Source organism: Marinobacter maroccanus (assembly GCF_002933275.1).
In the GTDB taxonomy this organism is placed as follows: Bacteria; Pseudomonadota; Gammaproteobacteria; order Pseudomonadales; family Oleiphilaceae; genus Marinobacter; species Marinobacter maroccanus.
The window spans coordinates 1-18,540 of the sequence record NZ_PSSX01000014.1; the positions used below are offsets into that span (position 1 = coordinate 1).

At 57.2% G+C, this 18,540-nt stretch carries 16 protein-coding genes; 7 read left to right on the top strand and 9 right to left on the bottom strand.

Annotation, left to right across the window (positions count from 1 at the left end; genetic code table 11):
• The first annotated feature begins 178 nt into the window (after positions 1-178).
• Positions 179-1,117, top strand: a complete 939-nt coding sequence (locus tag KEHDKFFH_RS14355) for an alpha/beta fold hydrolase (RefSeq protein WP_104322540.1) — start codon at positions 179-181, stop codon at positions 1,115-1,117.
• Positions 1,118-1,226: 109 nt separating this feature from the next.
• Entirely contained in the window at positions 1,227-2,804 is a 1,578-nt protein-coding gene (locus KEHDKFFH_RS14360; RefSeq protein WP_104322541.1) for a cation:proton antiporter family protein, read from the top strand.
• A 23-nt stretch (positions 2,805-2,827) separates the two neighbouring features.
• Here KEHDKFFH_RS14360 and senA read toward each other — a convergent pair whose 3' ends face one another.
• Positions 2,828-4,195, bottom strand: a complete 1,368-nt coding sequence (gene senA, locus KEHDKFFH_RS14365; RefSeq protein ID WP_104322542.1) for a selenoneine synthase SenA — start codon at positions 4,193-4,195, stop codon at positions 2,828-2,830.
• A gap of 443 nt (positions 4,196-4,638) precedes the next feature.
• On the opposite strand from senA, the gene KEHDKFFH_RS14370 reads away from it, so the two are divergent.
• Positions 4,639-6,015, top strand: coding sequence for a sigma-54 dependent transcriptional regulator (locus tag KEHDKFFH_RS14370; protein ID WP_104322543.1), 1,377 nt, complete (start codon positions 4,639-4,641; stop codon positions 6,013-6,015).
• 12 nt (positions 6,016-6,027) lie between these two features.
• Positions 6,028-7,101: a transporter family protein gene (locus tag KEHDKFFH_RS14375; protein WP_104322544.1), complete on the top strand. Its 1,074-nt coding sequence runs from the start codon at positions 6,028-6,030 to the stop codon at positions 7,099-7,101.
• Between the two features lie 18 nt (positions 7,102-7,119).
• On the opposite strand, the gene KEHDKFFH_RS14380 is transcribed toward KEHDKFFH_RS14375, so the two are convergent.
• From KEHDKFFH_RS14380 to dauA, 7 genes are all read right to left on the bottom strand, one after another.
• Positions 7,120-7,611 carry a hypothetical protein gene (locus KEHDKFFH_RS14380; protein ID WP_241956521.1) on the bottom strand — a complete coding sequence of 164 codons (492 nt, stop codon included), beginning with the start codon at positions 7,609-7,611 and terminating at the stop codon, positions 7,120-7,122.
• 5 nt (positions 7,612-7,616) lie between these two features.
• A complete protein-coding gene (locus KEHDKFFH_RS14385) occupies positions 7,617-8,309 on the bottom strand; it encodes a C39 family peptidase (protein WP_104322545.1) in 693 nt (230 codons plus the stop codon).
• A 12-nt stretch (positions 8,310-8,321) separates the two neighbouring features.
• Positions 8,322-8,672 (bottom strand): hypothetical protein, encoded by a 351-nt coding sequence (locus tag KEHDKFFH_RS14390; protein ID WP_241956522.1) that lies wholly within the window; start codon positions 8,670-8,672, stop codon positions 8,322-8,324.
• Between the two features lie 54 nt (positions 8,673-8,726).
• On the bottom strand, positions 8,727-9,851 hold the full coding sequence (locus KEHDKFFH_RS14395; RefSeq protein ID WP_104322546.1) for a hypothetical protein: 1,125 nt from the start codon (positions 9,849-9,851) through the stop codon (positions 8,727-8,729).
• Between the two features lie 374 nt (positions 9,852-10,225).
• Positions 10,226-11,818 (bottom strand): isocitrate lyase, encoded by a 1,593-nt coding sequence (locus tag KEHDKFFH_RS14400; RefSeq protein WP_104322547.1) that lies wholly within the window; start codon positions 11,816-11,818, stop codon positions 10,226-10,228.
• A gap of 238 nt (positions 11,819-12,056) precedes the next feature.
• Entirely contained in the window at positions 12,057-14,003 is a 1,947-nt protein-coding gene (locus tag KEHDKFFH_RS14405) for a CASTOR/POLLUX-related putative ion channel (RefSeq protein WP_104322548.1), read from the bottom strand.
• Positions 14,004-14,074: 71 nt separating this feature from the next.
• Positions 14,075-15,826, bottom strand: coding sequence for a C4-dicarboxylic acid transporter DauA (gene dauA / locus KEHDKFFH_RS14410; protein WP_104322549.1), 1,752 nt, complete (start codon positions 15,824-15,826; stop codon positions 14,075-14,077).
• A 129-nt stretch (positions 15,827-15,955) separates the two neighbouring features.
• On the opposite strand from dauA, the gene KEHDKFFH_RS14415 reads away from it, so the two are divergent.
• Both KEHDKFFH_RS14415 and KEHDKFFH_RS14420 read left to right on the top strand, forming a co-directional pair.
• Entirely contained in the window at positions 15,956-16,135 is a 180-nt protein-coding gene (locus KEHDKFFH_RS14415; RefSeq protein WP_069182795.1) for a CopG family transcriptional regulator, read from the top strand.
• Positions 16,136-16,223: 88 nt separating this feature from the next.
• Complete coding sequence (locus tag KEHDKFFH_RS14420) at positions 16,224-17,168, top strand: ChaN family lipoprotein (protein ID WP_104322625.1); 945 nt, start codon at positions 16,224-16,226, stop codon at positions 17,166-17,168.
• A 9-nt stretch (positions 17,169-17,177) separates the two neighbouring features.
• Here KEHDKFFH_RS14420 and KEHDKFFH_RS14425 read toward each other — a convergent pair whose 3' ends face one another.
• Complete coding sequence (locus KEHDKFFH_RS14425) at positions 17,178-17,711, bottom strand: macro domain-containing protein (protein ID WP_104322550.1); 534 nt, start codon at positions 17,709-17,711, stop codon at positions 17,178-17,180.
• A gap of 118 nt (positions 17,712-17,829) precedes the next feature.
• On the opposite strand from KEHDKFFH_RS14425, the gene KEHDKFFH_RS14430 reads away from it, so the two are divergent.
• Positions 17,830-18,540 carry an SIMPL domain-containing protein gene (locus tag KEHDKFFH_RS14430; RefSeq protein WP_104322551.1) on the top strand — a complete coding sequence of 237 codons (711 nt, stop codon included), beginning with the start codon at positions 17,830-17,832 and terminating at the stop codon, positions 18,538-18,540.

Here is an 18,540-nt window from a genome sequence, read left to right on the forward strand (position 1 = left end):
ATTAGCATTCATAGGGACGGCGGTGGATTGGTTAATTTTGTTGTTTTGGCGAACTCAAAACTAACCGGTTTTACCGCCGTCTCCTACTTTTTCACGCTAACCTGCGATGAACCTTTTTTTTGGGGTAATGTAAACGCCTCGCAACGGATGCCGATGAGCCGCCCGACAGGAGCCCCAGATGCAACGCCCCCTATCACTGAATGTTGTTTTCGTTCTGACTGTCTCACTGCTTCTGAGCGCCTGCTCACGTCAGGGAATTTATGAGACGGCCATCAGGTACGAACGGTCCTCTGCGGGCCTGGAAGCGGATACAGTGGCTGTTGGCAACCTGGAGATCGCCTACCTGAGGAACCACCGGGCGGTTAATGGTGACACCATCGTAATGATCCATGGCTTTGGCGCCAACAAGGACAACTGGACCCGCCTGGCCGGTCTCCTGACCGACGAGTTCAACGTCTACGCCATCGACCTGCCAGGACATGGAGAGAGCAGCAAGCCATTGGACATCGGCTATCGCCTGGAAGATCAGGCAGGCTATGTCGCCCAGATTCTGGAGGCACTTTCCGTAGATGATGCCCATATCATGGGCAATTCCATGGGAGGTGCGATTACCGCACTCTATGCTGCCAACCATCCCGGCAAAGTGAAATCAGCCGTGCTGTTCGATCCTGCCGGCATTCTGGAGTATGAAAGCGAACTGGTGGATCTTGTGATGGAGGGGGACAACCCCCTGATCCCCAAACAGCCCGGTGACTTCGAACGGCTCATGGAGTTTGCTCTCGAGAAAGAACCCTTCGTGCCCTGGCCTATCATGAGCGTTATGGAAGAGCGGGCCATTGCCAATCGGGAAGTCAACGAGGTCATTTTTGCGGCCATTCGTGATGCCGGTTTCGAGTCAGACTTCCGCAATGCCATTACCCGGATTCAAGCCCCGGTCCTGATCCTCTGGGGCAAGGAAGACCGGGTCATTAACTATCGAAACGGCGAAGTTTTCGAAGCAGCAATCCCGAATGCCAGGCTGGAGGTGATGGACGGTATCGGCCACGCACCGATGGTGGAGGCCCCGGTCGAATCAGCAGAGATTTTCCGGACCTTTATCGGGCAGCCGGCTGAGTGATGCCCATTTAAACACCAGCTTCCACATTCCACCTTCAGCGACTACAAGGGCACGGCAAAACAGGGTAGCCTAGCAATCATCGTGCTCTTGACGTCCGAACTGATACCCCATGCCTGAAGCGATCTGGATTACCTTTGCCTTCGGCCTTGGCCTGCTGGTCAAGCTTGTTGGTCTCCCCCCCCTTGTTGGCTACCTGGCTGCGGGCTTTGTGCTCAGTGGCATTGCAGAGACAACCAGTGTTGTGATTGAGGAGACCGACGTTCTCCAGCACATAGCGCACCTTGGGGTGCTCCTGTTGCTTTTCACCGTGGGGCTGAAACTGAAGCTCCGTTCCATCGTCAGCCCGGAAGTGATTGGTGGCAGCCTGCTGCATTTCGGGATTACCTGCGCGGTGTTTACACCCGGGCTGTACCTGCTCATGGATATCGAGTGGTCAACAGCGTTCATGCTCGCCATTGCCCTGTCCTTCTCGAGCACGGTCCTGGCCGCCAAGGTGCTTGAATCCAAACGGGAACTGCGGGCGTTCCACGGCCGGGTCGCCATCGGCATCCTGATCATGCAGGACCTGATTGCCTTGGTCGTCATGAGCCTCGCGGCCGGGAAAACACCCTCCGAGTGGGCGCTGATCGTATTCGGTCTTCCCCTGCTTCGGCCTCTCCTGTTCAGGCTGCTGGATGCCAGCGGCCACGACGAACTGCTGGTGCTACTGGGCTTGCTTCTGGCGCTTGTTGTGGGCGGGCTTGGCTTTGAAGCGGTCGGTCTGAGCTCCGAGCTGGGCGCCCTGGTTTTCGGTGCCATGCTGGCAAATCATCCTCGCTCCCAGGAACTCTCCAAATCGCTGTGGAGCGTCAAAGAAATGTTTCTGGTGGGTTTCTTCCTGCAGATCGGCATTGGCGGCCTGCCTGGTGGGGATGCACTTCTCTTTGCTGTGATCGCTGGTCTGGTCCTGCCGCTGAAAGGCATCCTGTTCTTTTTCCTGCTGCTTGCCTTCCGTTTGCGGGCCCGAAGCGGCTTCCTGAGCGCCCTGGCATTGACCAACTACAGCGAGTTCGGCCTGATTGTCGCAAGCGTTGCCTTGCCTGAGTGGCTGGTGCCTCTGGCCATTTCGGTGTCGCTGTCTTTCCTGGTTTCTGCCCCCATCAACCGCTTTGCACATGGGCTCTACGAGCGTTACTCGCAGGATCTCAGCCGGTTTGAGGGCAGCAAGCACCACCCGGATGAACAGCCGCTGTCACTGGGCGATACCCGGGTACTGGTCATGGGCATGGGGCGCACCGGAACCGCTGCCTACGACTGGCTCTGTGAAGATCGCCCCAAACTGATGGGGCTCGACTCTGACCCGGCAAAGGCCCGGCAACATCAGAAAGAAGGCCGCAACGTGGTCTTTGCTGATGCCGAGGATGCTTCCTTCTGGAACGGATTGCACATGCCTGCGGTGCAGTCGGTGATCCTTGCCATGGGTGACATCGAGGGCAAGCTGATCGCCGCACGAATGCTTCGGAAACTTGGCTTCAAGGGTTTTATCGTGGCCCACACCATGTATGAGGATGAGGCGAAACAAATCCGGGAAGCTGGCGCCGACGAAGCCTACCTGACCATGAGCGAGACCGGCGTGGCCCTCGCGAGCCACCTCATCGACAACACGCCCGCCAAACCATCCCTGGTTGTTGGCAGAACAGAGCCATAAGATCTGCGCGTAAAGCCTGACGATCAGCCCTGCTCAAGGGCGCAGGTTCGAAAGCCGGTATAGACATCGTTCCGAAGCGGAAGATAAGCCTGCCGATAGGTACCCCTGAGAAGGCAGGATGACGTTGCACAACTGCCGCCCTTGGTGACTTTGTGATCACCGAACTGGAGGGTGGACATGAAAGGGTACATATCCACCTTGAAGCCGTCGTAGGGCAGGAACTGATCGCTGGTCCATTCCCAGACCGTACCGGTCATCTGCCGACAGCCAAAGGGGCTGTCGCCATCGGGAAAATCAAACACCGGATTCTGGGCCATGGCCCGCCCGCTCAGATCCGCCAATTGCTCGGTCGGCGTCGAGTTGCCCCAGGGGAAACGCCGGAAGGGCTCGCCCGGGCGATTACCCAGGGCCGCGACTTCCCATTCGTATTCCGTCGGCAGCCGACGTCCTGCCCAACGGCACCAGGCCTCCGCCTCCCAGAATGTAACGTGAGTGACCGGCGCATCCGGATTGAGCGGCTGCCAGCGATCGAACACCCTCTCCTGCCACTGCTCATCATGCCAGCGCCAGTAAAGCGGGTGGCGAGGCGCCCGCAAAAGAGGCTGGTCACTGCCGTGAACCAGCGCGATATCGGTTTCGGTCTGGAGCCATTTCCGCCCGCCGAAAGACCAGAGCTCGGGCCGCCGGTAGCCACCGTCTTCCACGAACTCCAGGAACTGGCGATTACTGACCAGGTATTTTGAAATGGCGAACGACTCTAGCTTCACGGTAAACCGCGGCTTTTCATTATCGAAGGCGAAGTCGTCACTGGCGTACCGCTCGGACTCACCCGGCATCCCGATCAGCCACTCTCCTGCCGGAATCACCGCATCGCCCTGACAAGGATCTCCAGGTGCCGGTCGGTAAAGATCGGTGCCAGGCGGTGCCGGGTAGCCAACGGTCTGACGACACCAGATCATCGACTCGATGTGCATGTTCTGATGGTAGATTGCATAGCGATAGAGGTAAAGGGCCTGGTCGGTTAATGGCTCTTTTTCGATCCGCTCGGCAACGCGATCATAGATGAGATTGAAGTACTCGAGGGTCTTCCGACGCCCGGGAAACAACTCCCGGTTCCAGCGATCCCGGTGCTCGATATGGAACGAATCCCAGAGATCATCCATGGACGGATCATGGCTGGGCGTGCCATCCAGCAGATTGAATACGAACACCTCGTAGAAGAAGGCTGCGTGGCCCATTTCCCATAAGGGCGGATTGACGCCCGGATGGTAGGGAACGTCCAGCGCGGCCTCCGAAAGAGAACACACCAGGGTCTCGGTGCGCTTCCTTGTCCACTCAAGCTGATCCAGCAATTCCGCCTTTGCCTGATCGATTTGCTCAACCGCTGTCATCGTCAACCACTCTTCATTGATACGGTCTTCTCAGCATACCAGAGAGTCCGGAGCCGGGTTAAAAAGCTTCACCCCCAGACAGCCAGAATGACAGGGACAGCCACCGGGGTTACCAGAACAGACAGCGGCAGCCACAAATAGCCTGACTCGTGCTCACTGTACCTCCATGGCTTCAGCCTCTGCCCAACCGCCTTGTAACCTGTGTCGGCAAACTTTACAGAAAGCCCGTATTGGCAGAAGCCTCTGGCCCTAACCTCCTGAAAGGTCGGAAAGTGCATAAACTGGCATACAAACTGAATGTCCGCCAGCAGGAGTTGTTTGCCTGTTTCCCCCAGCCGTATGCGGTCACAGGGCAGTGATCGGATCGAGCAGTTCCGGTATTACCAGCATTTACTGAACGTCCAGCAGTTCGTTTTCCGGGCACAGTCTCAGGGAGAGTCGCCATGAAGGAAAAACGACCGCTCGTTTGGTTGTCGGCGGTGTACCCGGTTTTTTCAGCCAACGGGCCCTTGTTCAGGGACTGGCAGCTTATTCATGCCTCGCCCTTGGGCAAACCCTGCACTGGCGACAGGCCCGGCAGTGGAGCCAGAGTTGGCGTGTTTGATCTTGGCTCCCTGAAAGGAGATCAACTGACCCAGCTGCCCCAGTGGCTGGACACGATGCCGGTCCAGCACTGGGTTGCCACCCTGGAATCTCACCAGATCCAGAGTCCGGAAATCTGTGCTCTGATCAACCGTTACTGTAAGGACTACCATACACTTCCGCTACAGGCCGACCGACTCAATGCCATTCTTGGCCACCTGTGGGGAATGTCTGAGCTTCAGGCGAAGGCGTCCCGGGCAAAACCTGCCTGTTACCACGACGTTGCCCTTGAAGGTGAGTCGATGGCGATCCGGCATGTCAGAGAGTTATTGCAGAAATTTGCCCGCACCGAAGAATCCGTATTGATCTATGGCGAGAACGGAACCGGCAAGGAAGCGGCCGCCCGTTTCATTCACGACAATTCGCCACGTAAAAACAAGCCACTGATCGCAGTGAACTGTGCCGCCCTGCCCCGCTCTCTGACCCAGAACGAGCTCTTCGGCCACGAAAAAGGGGCATTTACTCATGCCATGAGTGCCCAGAAAGGTCGAATTGAAGCGGCCAACGGCGGCACCCTGTTATTGATCGGTGTCGATGAGCTTTGCTCAGAACAACAATCGGCCATTCTGCGCTTCCTCCAGGAGGGCCTGATTGAGCGCCTGGGCTCCAATCATCCCATCAGCGTCGATACCCGACTCATTGCAACAAGCACCAAACCGCTTGAACAGCTGGTCAGGACCGGGGACTTCCGAAGCGATGTGTTTTATCGACTTGGAAGCCTGCATGTGTTGTTGCCACCGTTACGGGAACGCAAGGAAGACATTCCTGTTCTGGCCCGACGGATACTCTCGGCCACACCCTCGGCTAAAGGCACCAGGCGCCTCACTGACAATGCATTGATTTGTCTGGCTGGACACCCCTGGCCAGGCAACCTCAGGGAACTGCAGAACCGATTGCGTCAGGCATTATTGCTCGGAGAGGGCCCACTGATCGGGTCCGAAGACATGGGTTTCACCGCCAACCCGGCAGACAGTTACGACCGCAGCCGAGAACTCTCACTGGACGCTTTTCGATCGAGAGCGGACCGGCAGGCGATCTCGGTAAGTCTCGCGCTTGCCCACAACAACGTATCAGCAGCCGCCAGGCTTCTGAATATTTCAAGGGTTTCGCTCTACCGGCTGATGGATAAGCACCGCGTGCCTCATGGCGCCTCGGCCCGGCCGCAGAAAGACAACTGAAGGAGTTTCCCCATGAATAAAAACACACTCTGGTTCATCCCGCTGATAGCTCTCAGCCACCCTGTTCTCGTTGAAGCCGCCCAGGCCGACGATGATGCCTCGGCCGCCCCGCCAAATATCCGGACAACAACTGATGAAGGCCATGATCCGGCAACCGACATTGCCTCCATTACCGCAGACCGGGGCATCGTCACGCGGCCGGGCCGGTTTACCATCGAACCATCGTTTTCCCATGCCCACAGCAACTCAACGGCAGTGGCGATCGAAGGTTACACGGTGATCCCTGCCCTGTTGATCGGACTGATCAACATTTCCGAAATCCAGCGTGATATTTTTGTTGGTGCCATGTCACTCAAATACGGATTTACCAGCAAATTTGAAGCGGCGGTCCGTGTGCCATACCTGAGCATCAATGAGGATCTGAGAGAGCGTGAGGTTTTCCAGGGCACGCCGGTGGATACACTGCGTGAATCCTCCGGCGAGGGACTCGGTGATGTTGAAGTTTCAGCCCGCTATCAGCTAACCGATGGCCTGGGCGGCTGGCCCTACGTGATTGGCGCGCTGCGGGTGAGAGCGCCAACCGGCGAAGGCCCCTACGACGTTGACCAGAGGGTCATCGAGGATAGTCAGGGTAATCCGATTGGCATCGAACTGGAAAGCCGGCCAACAGGTTCAGGCTTCTGGGCATTCGAACCCGGACTCTCATTTATCTACCCGACCGACCCGGCCGTGCTGTTCGGCAATCTGAGTTATGTCTGGACCCTCAAAGAGGAGCAAGGCTTTGAAAACGGAGGCACGGTCGACCCCGGCGATATCGTGCGTTTTGGCTTCGGGATGGGATTCGCCTTTAACGAACGCACGTCTTTCAGCCTGGGCTATGATCACTCGGTTATCCGAAAAACCACGTTCGAGAGGAACATTGATCTTTTTGAAGCCAATTTCGACCGAATTCAGATCGGTTCGCTGTCATTCGGGTTATCCCAGCGCCTGACGCAGTCCACATCCCTGAGCCTGACGGTGAGCATTGGCGTTACTGAAAACGCGCCTAACAGCGAGATTACGCTCAAGCTTCCAATCAGTCTCTAGAGAGGATTCAGGCACCCTTCAGCGGCCAAGCAACTGAATCAGTTGATCACTGAATCGGGCCGGGAACTGATTCCCGGCACCCAGATTGTTCAGCTCGATATTCAACTGATGCATATTCTGTATCACAGTGCTATCCAGGCTGTTCTGAACCACCGTCATCCAGCCGTTGGGACCCGCCATATTGCTGGCTACCCGTGCACCGCCGCTGCGGTTCGCGCTGATTACCTCCAATACGGTCTCCATCCGATGATCTGGTAAACGGTCATTGACCGGCTGATTAAGGTTGGGAATGGTCAATCGATTGATAACCAGGGTGTCACCGTTAATACCAACGATCTGCTCCAGACCAATACTGATCTCCAGGTTATCCATCAGGAAGCCGCCACGATACTCTGCCAGCTCCGTGTCACTGATAGGGTCAACCCCGGGATTCAGTTCGGCCCGGGTAACCGGCGATAGGATCGTGCAGGCAACAGCCAGCAATGCGACCTTAGGCATCCTGCCCTTCATGATTATCACCATTCCCTCGTGGAGGGCCAGTACGGCAGCGTGTGCCCCAGAGATGGCCCTCCGAGGCCTTTTGCCAATGGCGCCCTGGCCACCTGGGGCCAACGACCATCGGCGAGAAAGTGATCGCGCCCCCGATCAAGGTGACTGCGAATTACGAAGGCGGTGCCATCCCAATACTCGCTGAATTGTGAGTAAGAATAGATTTTCAGACCCCGGGCCGGGTCTCCTATTAACACCTCGTCTTCACTGATGCCCTTGATCAGCACGAAATGACGGAAACCCTCAATGTTCAGCAACACAATCATCGGCAGGCGAACCTTCTCCCTGAGCCCGGCCAGGGGCAAGCGGAATCCATCGGCCTGGTACCCTCTGGATGCCAGGTAGCGCTTCATATCGAGCATGGAGAACCCTTGCCGGCGCACCTTTTCCTCATCTGCCAACGCCAGCATTTCAATGAAAACATCGTGCTCGCTGACCTGATCGTCGTAATGAAAGCTCAATAAAGAGGCGACCGCTGCGGAGCCACAGCTGAAGTCGTACTGCTGTCGCAGGACACTGTCAAAGCGACGGCTTTCGAAACTGCTCACCGTAAGCCGGATATCACCGCCAATCCCCGGCACCATGACCGAGCCGGCAAATGCGGTGGACCATAGCAGCCCGGCACTCGCGCAAACCGCGACAAGAACCTTTCTGGTCATGGCCCACCTCCGTCAGTGATTGATCAGTATGTTGATCTGGGTACTGTCCTGAATGACCACCTGATTACCCGTGTTCTGGATAACCGTGGCAACCCCGCTCATGTTGCCGAACGCATTGTCGGAAATACTGTTATTTCCGGTGACAACATTTCCGGTCAGCAGGTTGTCGGAAACATTTGCATTCTGCTGGTTATTGTTAACCTGCAATTGCATCGAAACTCCCTGGCGACCACTTGCATCCGCCAACTGATCCTCCGTCAGGGGCATGGCATCCATCCACTGCTCAGCCGAACCAAATGCCGGTGTTCCGAGCAACAATGCCAGCAAGGCAGCCTTCAGTTTCCCTCTGATGACGTAACCCATGGCAGCTCTCCCGGAATAACCGGGCCGCACCCGTTGAGATGCGGCCCGGATTCCTTACTGGCCGGTGGACAGGTTGGACATTACACTGACATTCGCCTGTGTAACGTTGCCATTGCCTGCATTCTGGGCAAAAGCGCCAACACCGGTGAAGTTCGCTGAACCGCCAGAGATTTCGTTGCGGTTGCGAGCCTCGGTGTAGGAAGCTCTGCCGTTGGCATCGCCATAGGTGGTTGAGGAGCCCGATACACTGCCATCAAGATCGGCGTTGTTCAGGAACACATCCAGATCAAGGGCCAATGAGTTGTCGGAGCTGTCATTTCCGCTGTCGGAGATAGTGGTGTTCCCGCTATCGGCAATGTTGGTTGAGTTGTCGGAGCTGTCATTGCCACTATCCGAGACGGTGGTATTACCGCTATCGGCTACATTGGTGGAGTTGTCGGAGTTGTCGTTCCCGCTATCCGCGACGTTCGTGGAATTATCGGAGCTGTCATTCCCACTGTCTGCCACATTGGTGGAGTTGTCGGAGTTGTCATTTCCGCTATCGGCCACGGCGGTATTGCCGCTGTCAGCGACGTTGGTGGAATTGTCCGAATTGTCGTTTCCACTATCCGCAACATTGATAGAGTTATCGGAACTGTCGTTCCCGCTGTCAGCCACATTGGTGGAGTTGTCCGAACTGTCATTCCCACTATCCGCTACGTTGATGGAGTTGTCGGAACTGTCGTTCGCACTGTCTGCCACATTGGTGGAGTTGTCGGAGTTGTCATTTCCGCTATCGGCCACGGCGGTATTACCGCTGTCAGCGACGTTGGTGGAATTGTCCGAATTGTCATTGCCGCTGTCGGAGATCTTGAACGAATCAGCCACATCGGTGCTGTTGTCGGAATTGTCGTTCCCACTATCCGCAACATTCGTTGAGTTATCGGAGCTATCCGTGGAGTTGTCGTTGCCACTGTCGGCAATCTTGAACGAATCAGCCACGTCAGTGCTGTTGTCCGAACTGTCAGTGGAATTGTCGTTGCCGGAGTCGGTATTACCGGAATAGCCGTTATTGGCCGTGGAGGTGTTATCCGCGTTGGTATTCGGATCTCCATCTCCACCCTGGTCCGCATAGGCAAAACCAGAAACGCCCATTGTCATGGCGATGGCAGCTGCTAGCAGTGTTTTTTTGGTGTTCATGATGTCATTTCCTTTGAAGTTATTGGCTTTTAAGGGATCCGACCCAACCCGCTAGCCTTCGGGTAAGCCAAGGTTCAGACCCGCCAGAACAAAGGAGCGATTCCCGTGCCACAATTGAGAAACTGGAGCCAGATGCATGTTTTTTAGGGGTTTTCTGTTATTCGATGGGAAACCAACCGGCCCTGGCACCGTTGAAACTGTTTCAGGAATGAAACAGGGAGGGCAAACAAAGAGGAGGATACAGGCAGTTTATGCCGTTGTTTCAGACACATACCTCAAATACACAGTGTCAGAAAAACCAAACCCCGCACAGGGCGGGGTTTGGGGTCTGAAGCGAGCATCAAAGCCCGCTTCGGCAACATCTGAACCTTCGATTAACCGAACTGGTTCATGGTGTTGTCTTTACCACCGGCCTTAAGGGCCGCGTCACCAGCGAAGAATTCCTTGTGGTCGTCACCGATGTTGGAACCAGCCATATCCTGGTGCTTGACGGTGGCGATACCCTGACGGATTTCCTTGCGCTGTACACCGGCAACGTAGGCCAGCATGCCTTCGTCGCCGAAGTAGCCCTTGGCCAGGTTGTCGGTAGACAGAGCCGCAGTGTGGTACGTCGGCAGGGTGATCAGGTGGTGGAAGATACCTGCTTCGCGTGAACCATCACGCTGGAAGTTACGGCACCACTCGTCGGCCAGCTGACCCAGCTCGGTGTTGTCGTACTCTTCGCTCATCAGCTTGTCGCGGTCGTAGGCAGACACGTCCTTGCCCTCTTCCTTCCATGCGTCGAATACCTGCTGACGGAAGTTAAGGGTCCAGTTGAAGGACGGGCTGTTGTTGTAGACCAGTTTGGCGTCGGGCACCACTTCCTTGATGCGGTTAACCATGGCAGCGATCTGGCCAACGTGCGGCTTCTCGGTTTCGATCCACAGCAGGTCAGCACCGTTCTGCAGGCTGGTGATGCAGTCCAGAACAACACGGTCTTCGCCAGTGCCCGGCTTGAACTGGAACAGGCCAGAAGCCAGACGCTTCGGACGAACCAGCTGGCCCTTCTGCTTGATTACAACGTCGCCGTTGTTGATGTCTTCAGCTTTCTCGATCACTTCACCGTCAATGAAGCTGTTGTACTGGTCACCCAGATCGCCCGGCTCTTCGGTTACGGCGATCTTCTGGGTCAGGCCAGCGCCCAGGGAGTCGGTACGGGCAACGATCACACCGTCGTCAACGCCCAGCTCAAGGAAGGCCAGACGAACAGCGTTGATCTTGGACAGGAAGTCGGCGTGGGGAACAGTTACCTTGCCGTCCTGGTGGCCGCACTGCTTCTCGTCAGACACTTGGTTTTCGATCTGGATGCAGCAGGCACCGGCTTCGATCATCTGCTTGGCCAGCAGGTAAGTCGCTTCAGCGTTACCGAAACCTGCGTCGATGTCGGCAATGATCGGCACAACGTGTGTTTCGTGGTTGTCGATCTGCTTAATCAGCTCTTCAGCCTTGGCGTTGTCGCCGGCTTTCTCGGCTTCTTCCAGGGCACGGAACAGGTGGTTCAGTTCCCAGGCATCGGCCTGACGCAGGAAGGTGTAGAGCTCTTCGATCAGGCCGGATACGGCAGTCTTCTCGTGCATGGACTGGTCAGGCAGCGGACCGAACTCGGAACGCAGGGCAGCAACCATCCAGCCGGACAGGTACAGGTAACGACGCTTGGTGGTACCGAAATGCTTCTTGATGGACAGCATCTTCTGCTGACCGATGAAGCCGTGCCAGCAGCCCAGGGACTGGGTGTACTGGGACGTGTCCTTGTCGTAGTTCGCCATGTCTTCGCGCATGATCTTGGCGGTGTACTTGGCGATGTCCAGACCAGTCTTGAACTTGTTCTGGGCGCGCATGCGAGCGGCGTGCTTCGGGTTGATAGCGTTCCAGGTCGGGTGCTGCTTCAACAGGGAAGCAATCTGGTCAACGTCTTGTGCGTAGGGCATGGTCTCAATCCTTTCTACGTTGGTTTTCTAAGTCGATAGGGAGAAGCGTACAGCAACTTCCGAAGCCAAAAGCCTGCTCACTTTTTGAGCAAAGCGATGACGTTGGTGGTTACTTTAGTGGTTTCAAATTTATAATTGAAATTTATATGATCTATTTTCGGCATTTTTCTGGTGAATGCATACGCTCAGATCTGGAAAGGCCGAAAAGCCGGCTGCTTTCAGTGTTTCAGCAGTTCCATCAGGTCAGGCAGAGGACCACCAACCTGTCACCGGGCTGTAGTTCCAGATAGTCCTTCCGGAACGGATTCAGTTGCAGGTGACGCCCACGTTCATTGGCCTTGTTGCGAAAGACACCCAGGGCGAGTTCACCTTCTGCCGCCACGGTCTTCTCCAGAACCTGAAAGGTCGCACTGGCGGGCAATGGATAGTCCGCGGGGTCCCGGAACTGAATCTCGGCACCGCCAACGGTGAACAGTTCATCCAGCACGATCCGAAGCTCCCGCCGCAGGGCAACCTGGGCCAGAACGTGACTCAGAATCATGGGACTGATCAACATTTCACTCTGGTGCCCGTACAAAAGGTGGCGGTTATCCGGGTCACTCAGCTCCATTATCAACTGGGGCCTTCGGGCAAAATCGGCCAGAATATCTTCAAGCTGGAGGTAACCTACCATCGACCGGGCATCGGCCTCTTCGCCTGAGGCCAGACGGTCGCTGCTAAGCAGGATCACGGTATCGTAGCCCGCCGGCCCAATCCGGCGCAGCTCGCCTTCCACCATGTAATCCGCCTCGATATGCCGACAGGTCAGGCGTTCGGAATTCTCCACGTACTGGGCAATGGCCTGTTCCCGCTCGGCTTTCGGAACCACGGAAACCAGGTCCACTTCAAAATGACGGTGTCCGTAGCTCAGAAATTCCGCGATCAGGCTAGGCACCCGCCGGTTCCACCCCAACACCAGAACCCGGTGGTTCGCCTGATCGACAGGCCGGTCGACGCGCACCGCTTGTCCTCTCTCCAGCTCCGGCAAAGTTGCCTTTTTGGGATCGGGTTCGGTCTCAGAGTAGTCCCGGGCCATGAAGACCACCCGGTCGGTCGGATCAATTCGCGAGTCTGAAGGGGCCAGCAGCTGAACGTCCCAGCCTGCATCACGGTGTTTCAGAAGCCCCAGCACAATAACCTCGGGCCGGGCCGCGGCCAGCTCACCAAGCGTCATTCCGCCCAGCGACTCTCCGCCCCGGATATAGATTTCGTTGCCCTCACCCGCCGTGAGCAACTCGTTGTAAACTTCCGACAGCCCTGGGTGAAGAATGTTCTGAACCATCAGTCGGCTGATAGTGGCATCGCCGGCCACGACTTCCACCGCGCCGGGATAGGCACGTTCAATCACCGGCAGCTTGCGGACGTCCTGGATCTCCGCCACGACGAACGGCAGGGAAGCCTGAAAGTGCCTGGCCTGGGCGGCAATGGAAAGCAGCGCTTTGACCGTTTCCACGTCCGATGTCACCAGGCTGCCGGCCTCATGGGCTGCGCTGGGGACGATCACGGCTGCCGCATCCAGACAGGCCACCCGGTGCAGGGCATCCGGCTGGATCGCCGAGCCTGAACGCAGGATGATCTGGCGGGCTCTGCGCCCGATACCCGGCTCACTTCGCAGCTCGTGAACCTGGGCCGCAGAGGCCTCCTCCGACAACACCACCAGGTTCAGTTTCTGGGCATCGTGCTTCTCAAGAAAACGTCGCATCCGGCCACTGGAGCCCAGCAATTCGGAGAGCAGCGGCAGGGTCTGGCTGGTCCAGCCCAGCACCACCACATGGTTTTTGAGGGTCACCGGTGTGAGGCCGCGCTCAAGGTCCGCCATTTTGGCAATCAACCACCGGGTCAGAATGGCCACCAGGGTACCCATGAACACCACGTAGCCACTGATGGTCAGCAGGGTTGAGACGAAGCGCTGCCAGGTTCCTACGTCGTCACCCAGGTAACCGGGATCAGTCAATCTCAGAAATGCCCACCAGATAGCCGAGCCCGGGTCCTCGAAATCGCCACCCTGGGGGACCACCAGCAGTCCGCCGATCAACGAGATCAGGCCAATGAACACACCCACCACAACAAGCTGGAACCCCGCTCCCTTAACGAGTTGGCGTTCCAGTATGAATTTCACTCGGTCGATCAGCCGGAAAGGCAGCATGTCATTCCTTCATTTTGACGAACTCTCATCGCCAAAGGGTAAACCATTCGGAGACTTCAAGGATCAACGTTTTATCCGGAAGACTGATCAGCTTCAGCGCCAGGTCGGGAAATCAGACGCAAGGCTTCGTCCAGGGAGGAAGTATAGCGGCTAACGCCAGCTACCGGCGTAACCCCGGCGCGAGCGAGAGTTCGCAATGGCTGAAACTGGAGATCGGCGATGACGATCTGCGTGCCGTCCCGTTCACAGGTGGCGATGAGCTTGTTCAGGGCAGACAGGCCACCGGCATCGAGAATTGTGACGCCATCCATATACAGAACGAACCCGCGGGCATTCCGGGAAAGCGCTGCCAGCTCGCCGAAAATCCGGTCGGCGGCGGCAAAGAACAGCGGCCCGTTGATCTTGAAGACCTGCCAGCCATCGGGCAGTTTGTAGTCGGCAATTCGATTGCTCAGGGTGATATCCGTGACCCTGGTCATCTGTGCCATTTCCCGCATGAACAGCACCGCCGCCAGCAAAACGCCGGTCGTGATGGCAATCACCATATCCAGCAATACCGTGAGCGAAAAACAGGTGAGAAAAACCAGAATGTCGCTGCGCGGCGCTGTTTTCAGCAGATGCAGCGACTTGGGCGCCTCACTCATGTTCCAGGCCACCATAATCAGCAAGGCCGCCATGGCCGGCATGGGCAAGTACGCCAGTAGCCCCGCCAGCGAAACCAGGGCGAGTAGCACGACCAGAGAATGAACCATTGCGGATACCGGTGACTCGGCGCCGGCGCGGTAATTGGCTGCCGAGCGTGCAATGGCTGCGGTCGCAGTAATGCCGCCGAAAAACGGCGTAATGATGTTGCCCAGGCCCTGCCCCATTAACTCGCTGTTGGCGCTGTGACGTTTGCCGGTCATGCCATCCAGTACCACGGCACAGAGCAGGGATTCGATAGCACCGAGCATGGCGATGGCAAAGGCTGCTGGCAGCAGATCCCGGACCAGCGACCAGGACACCCCGATCGGCTCGCCCGATGCCCCCGCCCGCTGCCAGGGCCAGGCAAATTCCGGCAGAAAAGGCGGTATACCCGCCCCCACCGAACCATCCGGCAACAGATAGCTGAACCTTGAGCCGATGGTTTCAACAGCAGCGCCCTGGCCATTCAACCACAGTGCCAGAAGACTCCCGATCACCACGGCCGGCAGGTGGGGTGGCACCGGGGTTTTCAGCCTTGGCCAGAGCAACATGCAGGTGAGCGTGACACCGGCCACAAGCGTGCTCATGCCATCAAACTCCGGCAGCGCGCCGGCCAGCAGCGCCAGCTTGTCCCAGTAGTGTTCGGGCATATCGCCAATCGGCAGGCCCAGAAAGTCCCGGACCTGCAGAGTGGCAATCACCACCGCAATGCCGCCGGTGAACCCCAGGGTGACAGACTCGGGAATGTACTCGATGAAGCGGCCCAGGCGCATCAGGGCCATAAGAATCAGCAGAACGCCGGACATCAAAGTGGCCAGCAACAAACCACCCAGGCCATAGCTCTGGGCGATGGGGTACAGAATAACGACGAAGGCGGCCGTGGGGCCGGAGATACTGAACCGGCTGCCGCCCGTCAGGGCGATCACAAACCCGGCAATAATGGCGGTATAGAGCCCATATTGCGGCGCAACACCGCTGGCAATCGCCAGCGCCATGGCCAGTGGTATGGCGATAATGCCCACCGTCACACCAGCCATCAGGTCGCGCAGGAAACGGCGTCCCCGATAGGGTTCATCAATGCAGGCTTCACGAAATGCGTGAGCCATCCGGAGTGAAAACAGGTGGGCGCGATGCGGCATGAAAGGCTCGTTAATTGCCAAGGTTCGGAAATTGCAACGAATGCCTGTAAATTATATGCTCATAATATATTCATTCAATGTTAATCTGATTAACATCACTGAAAATCACCATAAGTGAAGAACAACCTGATGGAAAAACGCACTGCCCGCCTGACACTGCTGATCGACCCGGAAAAAAAGGCCGCCTTTGAAGAACTGTGCAAGCAGGAGGATGTAACGCCCTCCCAGCGCGTACGCCAATTCATCCGGGAATACGTGGAAGAAAGATTGGGGCCGGACTGGCGCGAAGAACGCGAAAAAAGATCCTGACTGTGTTCAGAACGTAAGGACTTCCATGAAACTGTTCGCGCCCGCCCTGCTATTTGCCTCACTCTCTGCTCTGAACGGATGCACTGCCATGCCTTCTTCAAATGCTCAGGAAGCCACACTGTCGGCACCTCAAACCCAGTACGATGCCCGGATAGTGCAGCCGGAAAGCAACACCGTCCTGACTCCGGAGGAGTTGGCGCAGCGACTGGTCAACACGGATGTCGTGGTTGTGGGGGAATACCATGGGCACCACGGTTCCCATCTTCTGCAGTCCCGGCTTCAGACGGCATTGTATCGGCTGCGGCCAGAGCAGGTTCTTGCCATGGAGCAGTTCAATCTGGACCACCAGGATGAGCTGAATGGGTATCTGCAGGGTGAGATCGGCGAAACCGAAATGATTGAGGATGCCGGGGCCTGGGACAACTACCGCGCGTCCTACCGGCCACTGGTGGAATTTGCACGCCAGCAGAATCTGCCGGTAATAGCTGCCAATGCGCCGGCGGACGTGGTCCGCTGTGTCGGTCGGAAAGGCCCTGAATATCTCAGCGGTGTCTCGGACACCATAAAGCAGAAGTTACCCACCGATCCTTTCATGGACACCCCGGCCTACCGGGAAAAGTTCATGGCAGCCATTGGCGCCAGCCATCAGGCAGACGACACCATGAGCCAGCGGATGGAGAACACCTACAATGCCCAACTGCTCCGGGACAACACCATGGCCACCCGCATTCTTCAGGCCCGGAAAGAGCATCCAGGGCACCAGGTTCTGCACCTGACCGGCACGTTTCACAGTGAAGAGGGCCTGGGTACCGTGGCTCTGTTGAAACAGCGAGCACCAGAAGTGTCTGTTGTCGTTGTCAGTCCGGTATTCTGGCCCTCGGACGTCAACGAACCACCACTGAACCAGAATCGCGAAAAAGGTGACTTCATCTACTTTATCGAGCCCCTGCCCGACGAATTCCGGGACGCCGAGCGGGAACGTAAAGCCATGCAGGCCCGTTTCAGCCGATCGACCGACAAGACCTGTGACTAGAAATCGCCGCTACCGATCTGACAGTCTGGATTCGAGCTTCAATGCCTTATCGAATACGGAAAGATCCTGATCGCTGAACAGGACAAACCGGACCAGGCGAACAGAATTGAGATCCGCCAGGGTGCCGGCGACCGCTTTCATAGCCACGACGGCTGCATCTTGCAGCGGGTAACCAAAAACACCGGTAGAGATGGCAGGAAAGGCAATGGACGCCTGCCCATGACGGTCTGCCAGCAACAGGGCGTTCCTGAAACAGTCCGCCAGCAAACGGTCGGATGGTTCATCAACTCCGTAGACCGGCCCCAGGCAGTGGATGACATACTGGTTCGGCAGGTTATGGGCCGAACTGATTACCGCCTGGCCTGGCCTGATGGGCGCCAGTGCGCCGCATTCCTCTGCCAGCCCCGGTCCGGCAGCACTGTGAATGGCACCGGCCACGCCACTGCCGGGCAGAAGTTCGGCATTGGCCGCATTCACGATTACATCCATATCCTGCTGTGCGGCGATGTTGCCTTTGACACACTCAACTTTCACAGCCGTCATGATTCCTCCCTTTCAGCCTGGGGCGTGAAGCGCTAATCTTGTTCCTGATCTTCAGGATAGCAGCTAGCAAACGGACGCTTTCCGGAACTTTCCGGTAGTGCAATACAGGGAACACTCCATGAAACTTCTCGCCTCACTGATTCTCGGTATCAGCGCCATTATTTCCGCAGGCCTGATCGGCAACGGCCTTACCGACCTGCGCACCGGCGACCGCTATGTCACCGTCAAGGGCGTGGCGGAACGGGAAGTGAATTCAGATCTCGCCTTGTGGCCTATCCGCTTTGTTGCAACCGGGGCGTCGCTGAGTGAGGCCCAGGACAGGGCCCGAAACAGCCGGGATGCGATCATGGCATTCCTGAAACTGCAGGCCATTGACCAGGATGCGGTCGAGCTCCAGCGCCTGGATGTCACCGATACCAGGGCCAACCCCTACCAGGCCAATAACGGCGAACAGAAATTCATCATCAGCCAGACCCTGATGGTTCGCAGCACCGATATCGACCGAATCCGTCAGGCCGCCCAGGGTGTCAGTGAGCTGGTGGACTCGGGGGTGGTGCTGTCTTCCGACTACGGCCCATCCGGCCCGACTTATCTGTTTAATGGCCTCAACGAAATCAAGCCGGAAATGATTGCGGAGGCCACGGCATCGGCGCGGGAAGCCGCCGCCCAGTTCGCCCAGGATGCCAAGGCGGAGCTCGGGGGCCTGCGCCGGGCCAATCAGGGCGTTTTCCAGATACTGGCCCGAGATCAGGCACCCGGCATCATGGAAGGTCAGCAGCCGGTGAAAACCGTTCGGGTGGTCTCGACCGTTGAATATTACCTTCGGTAG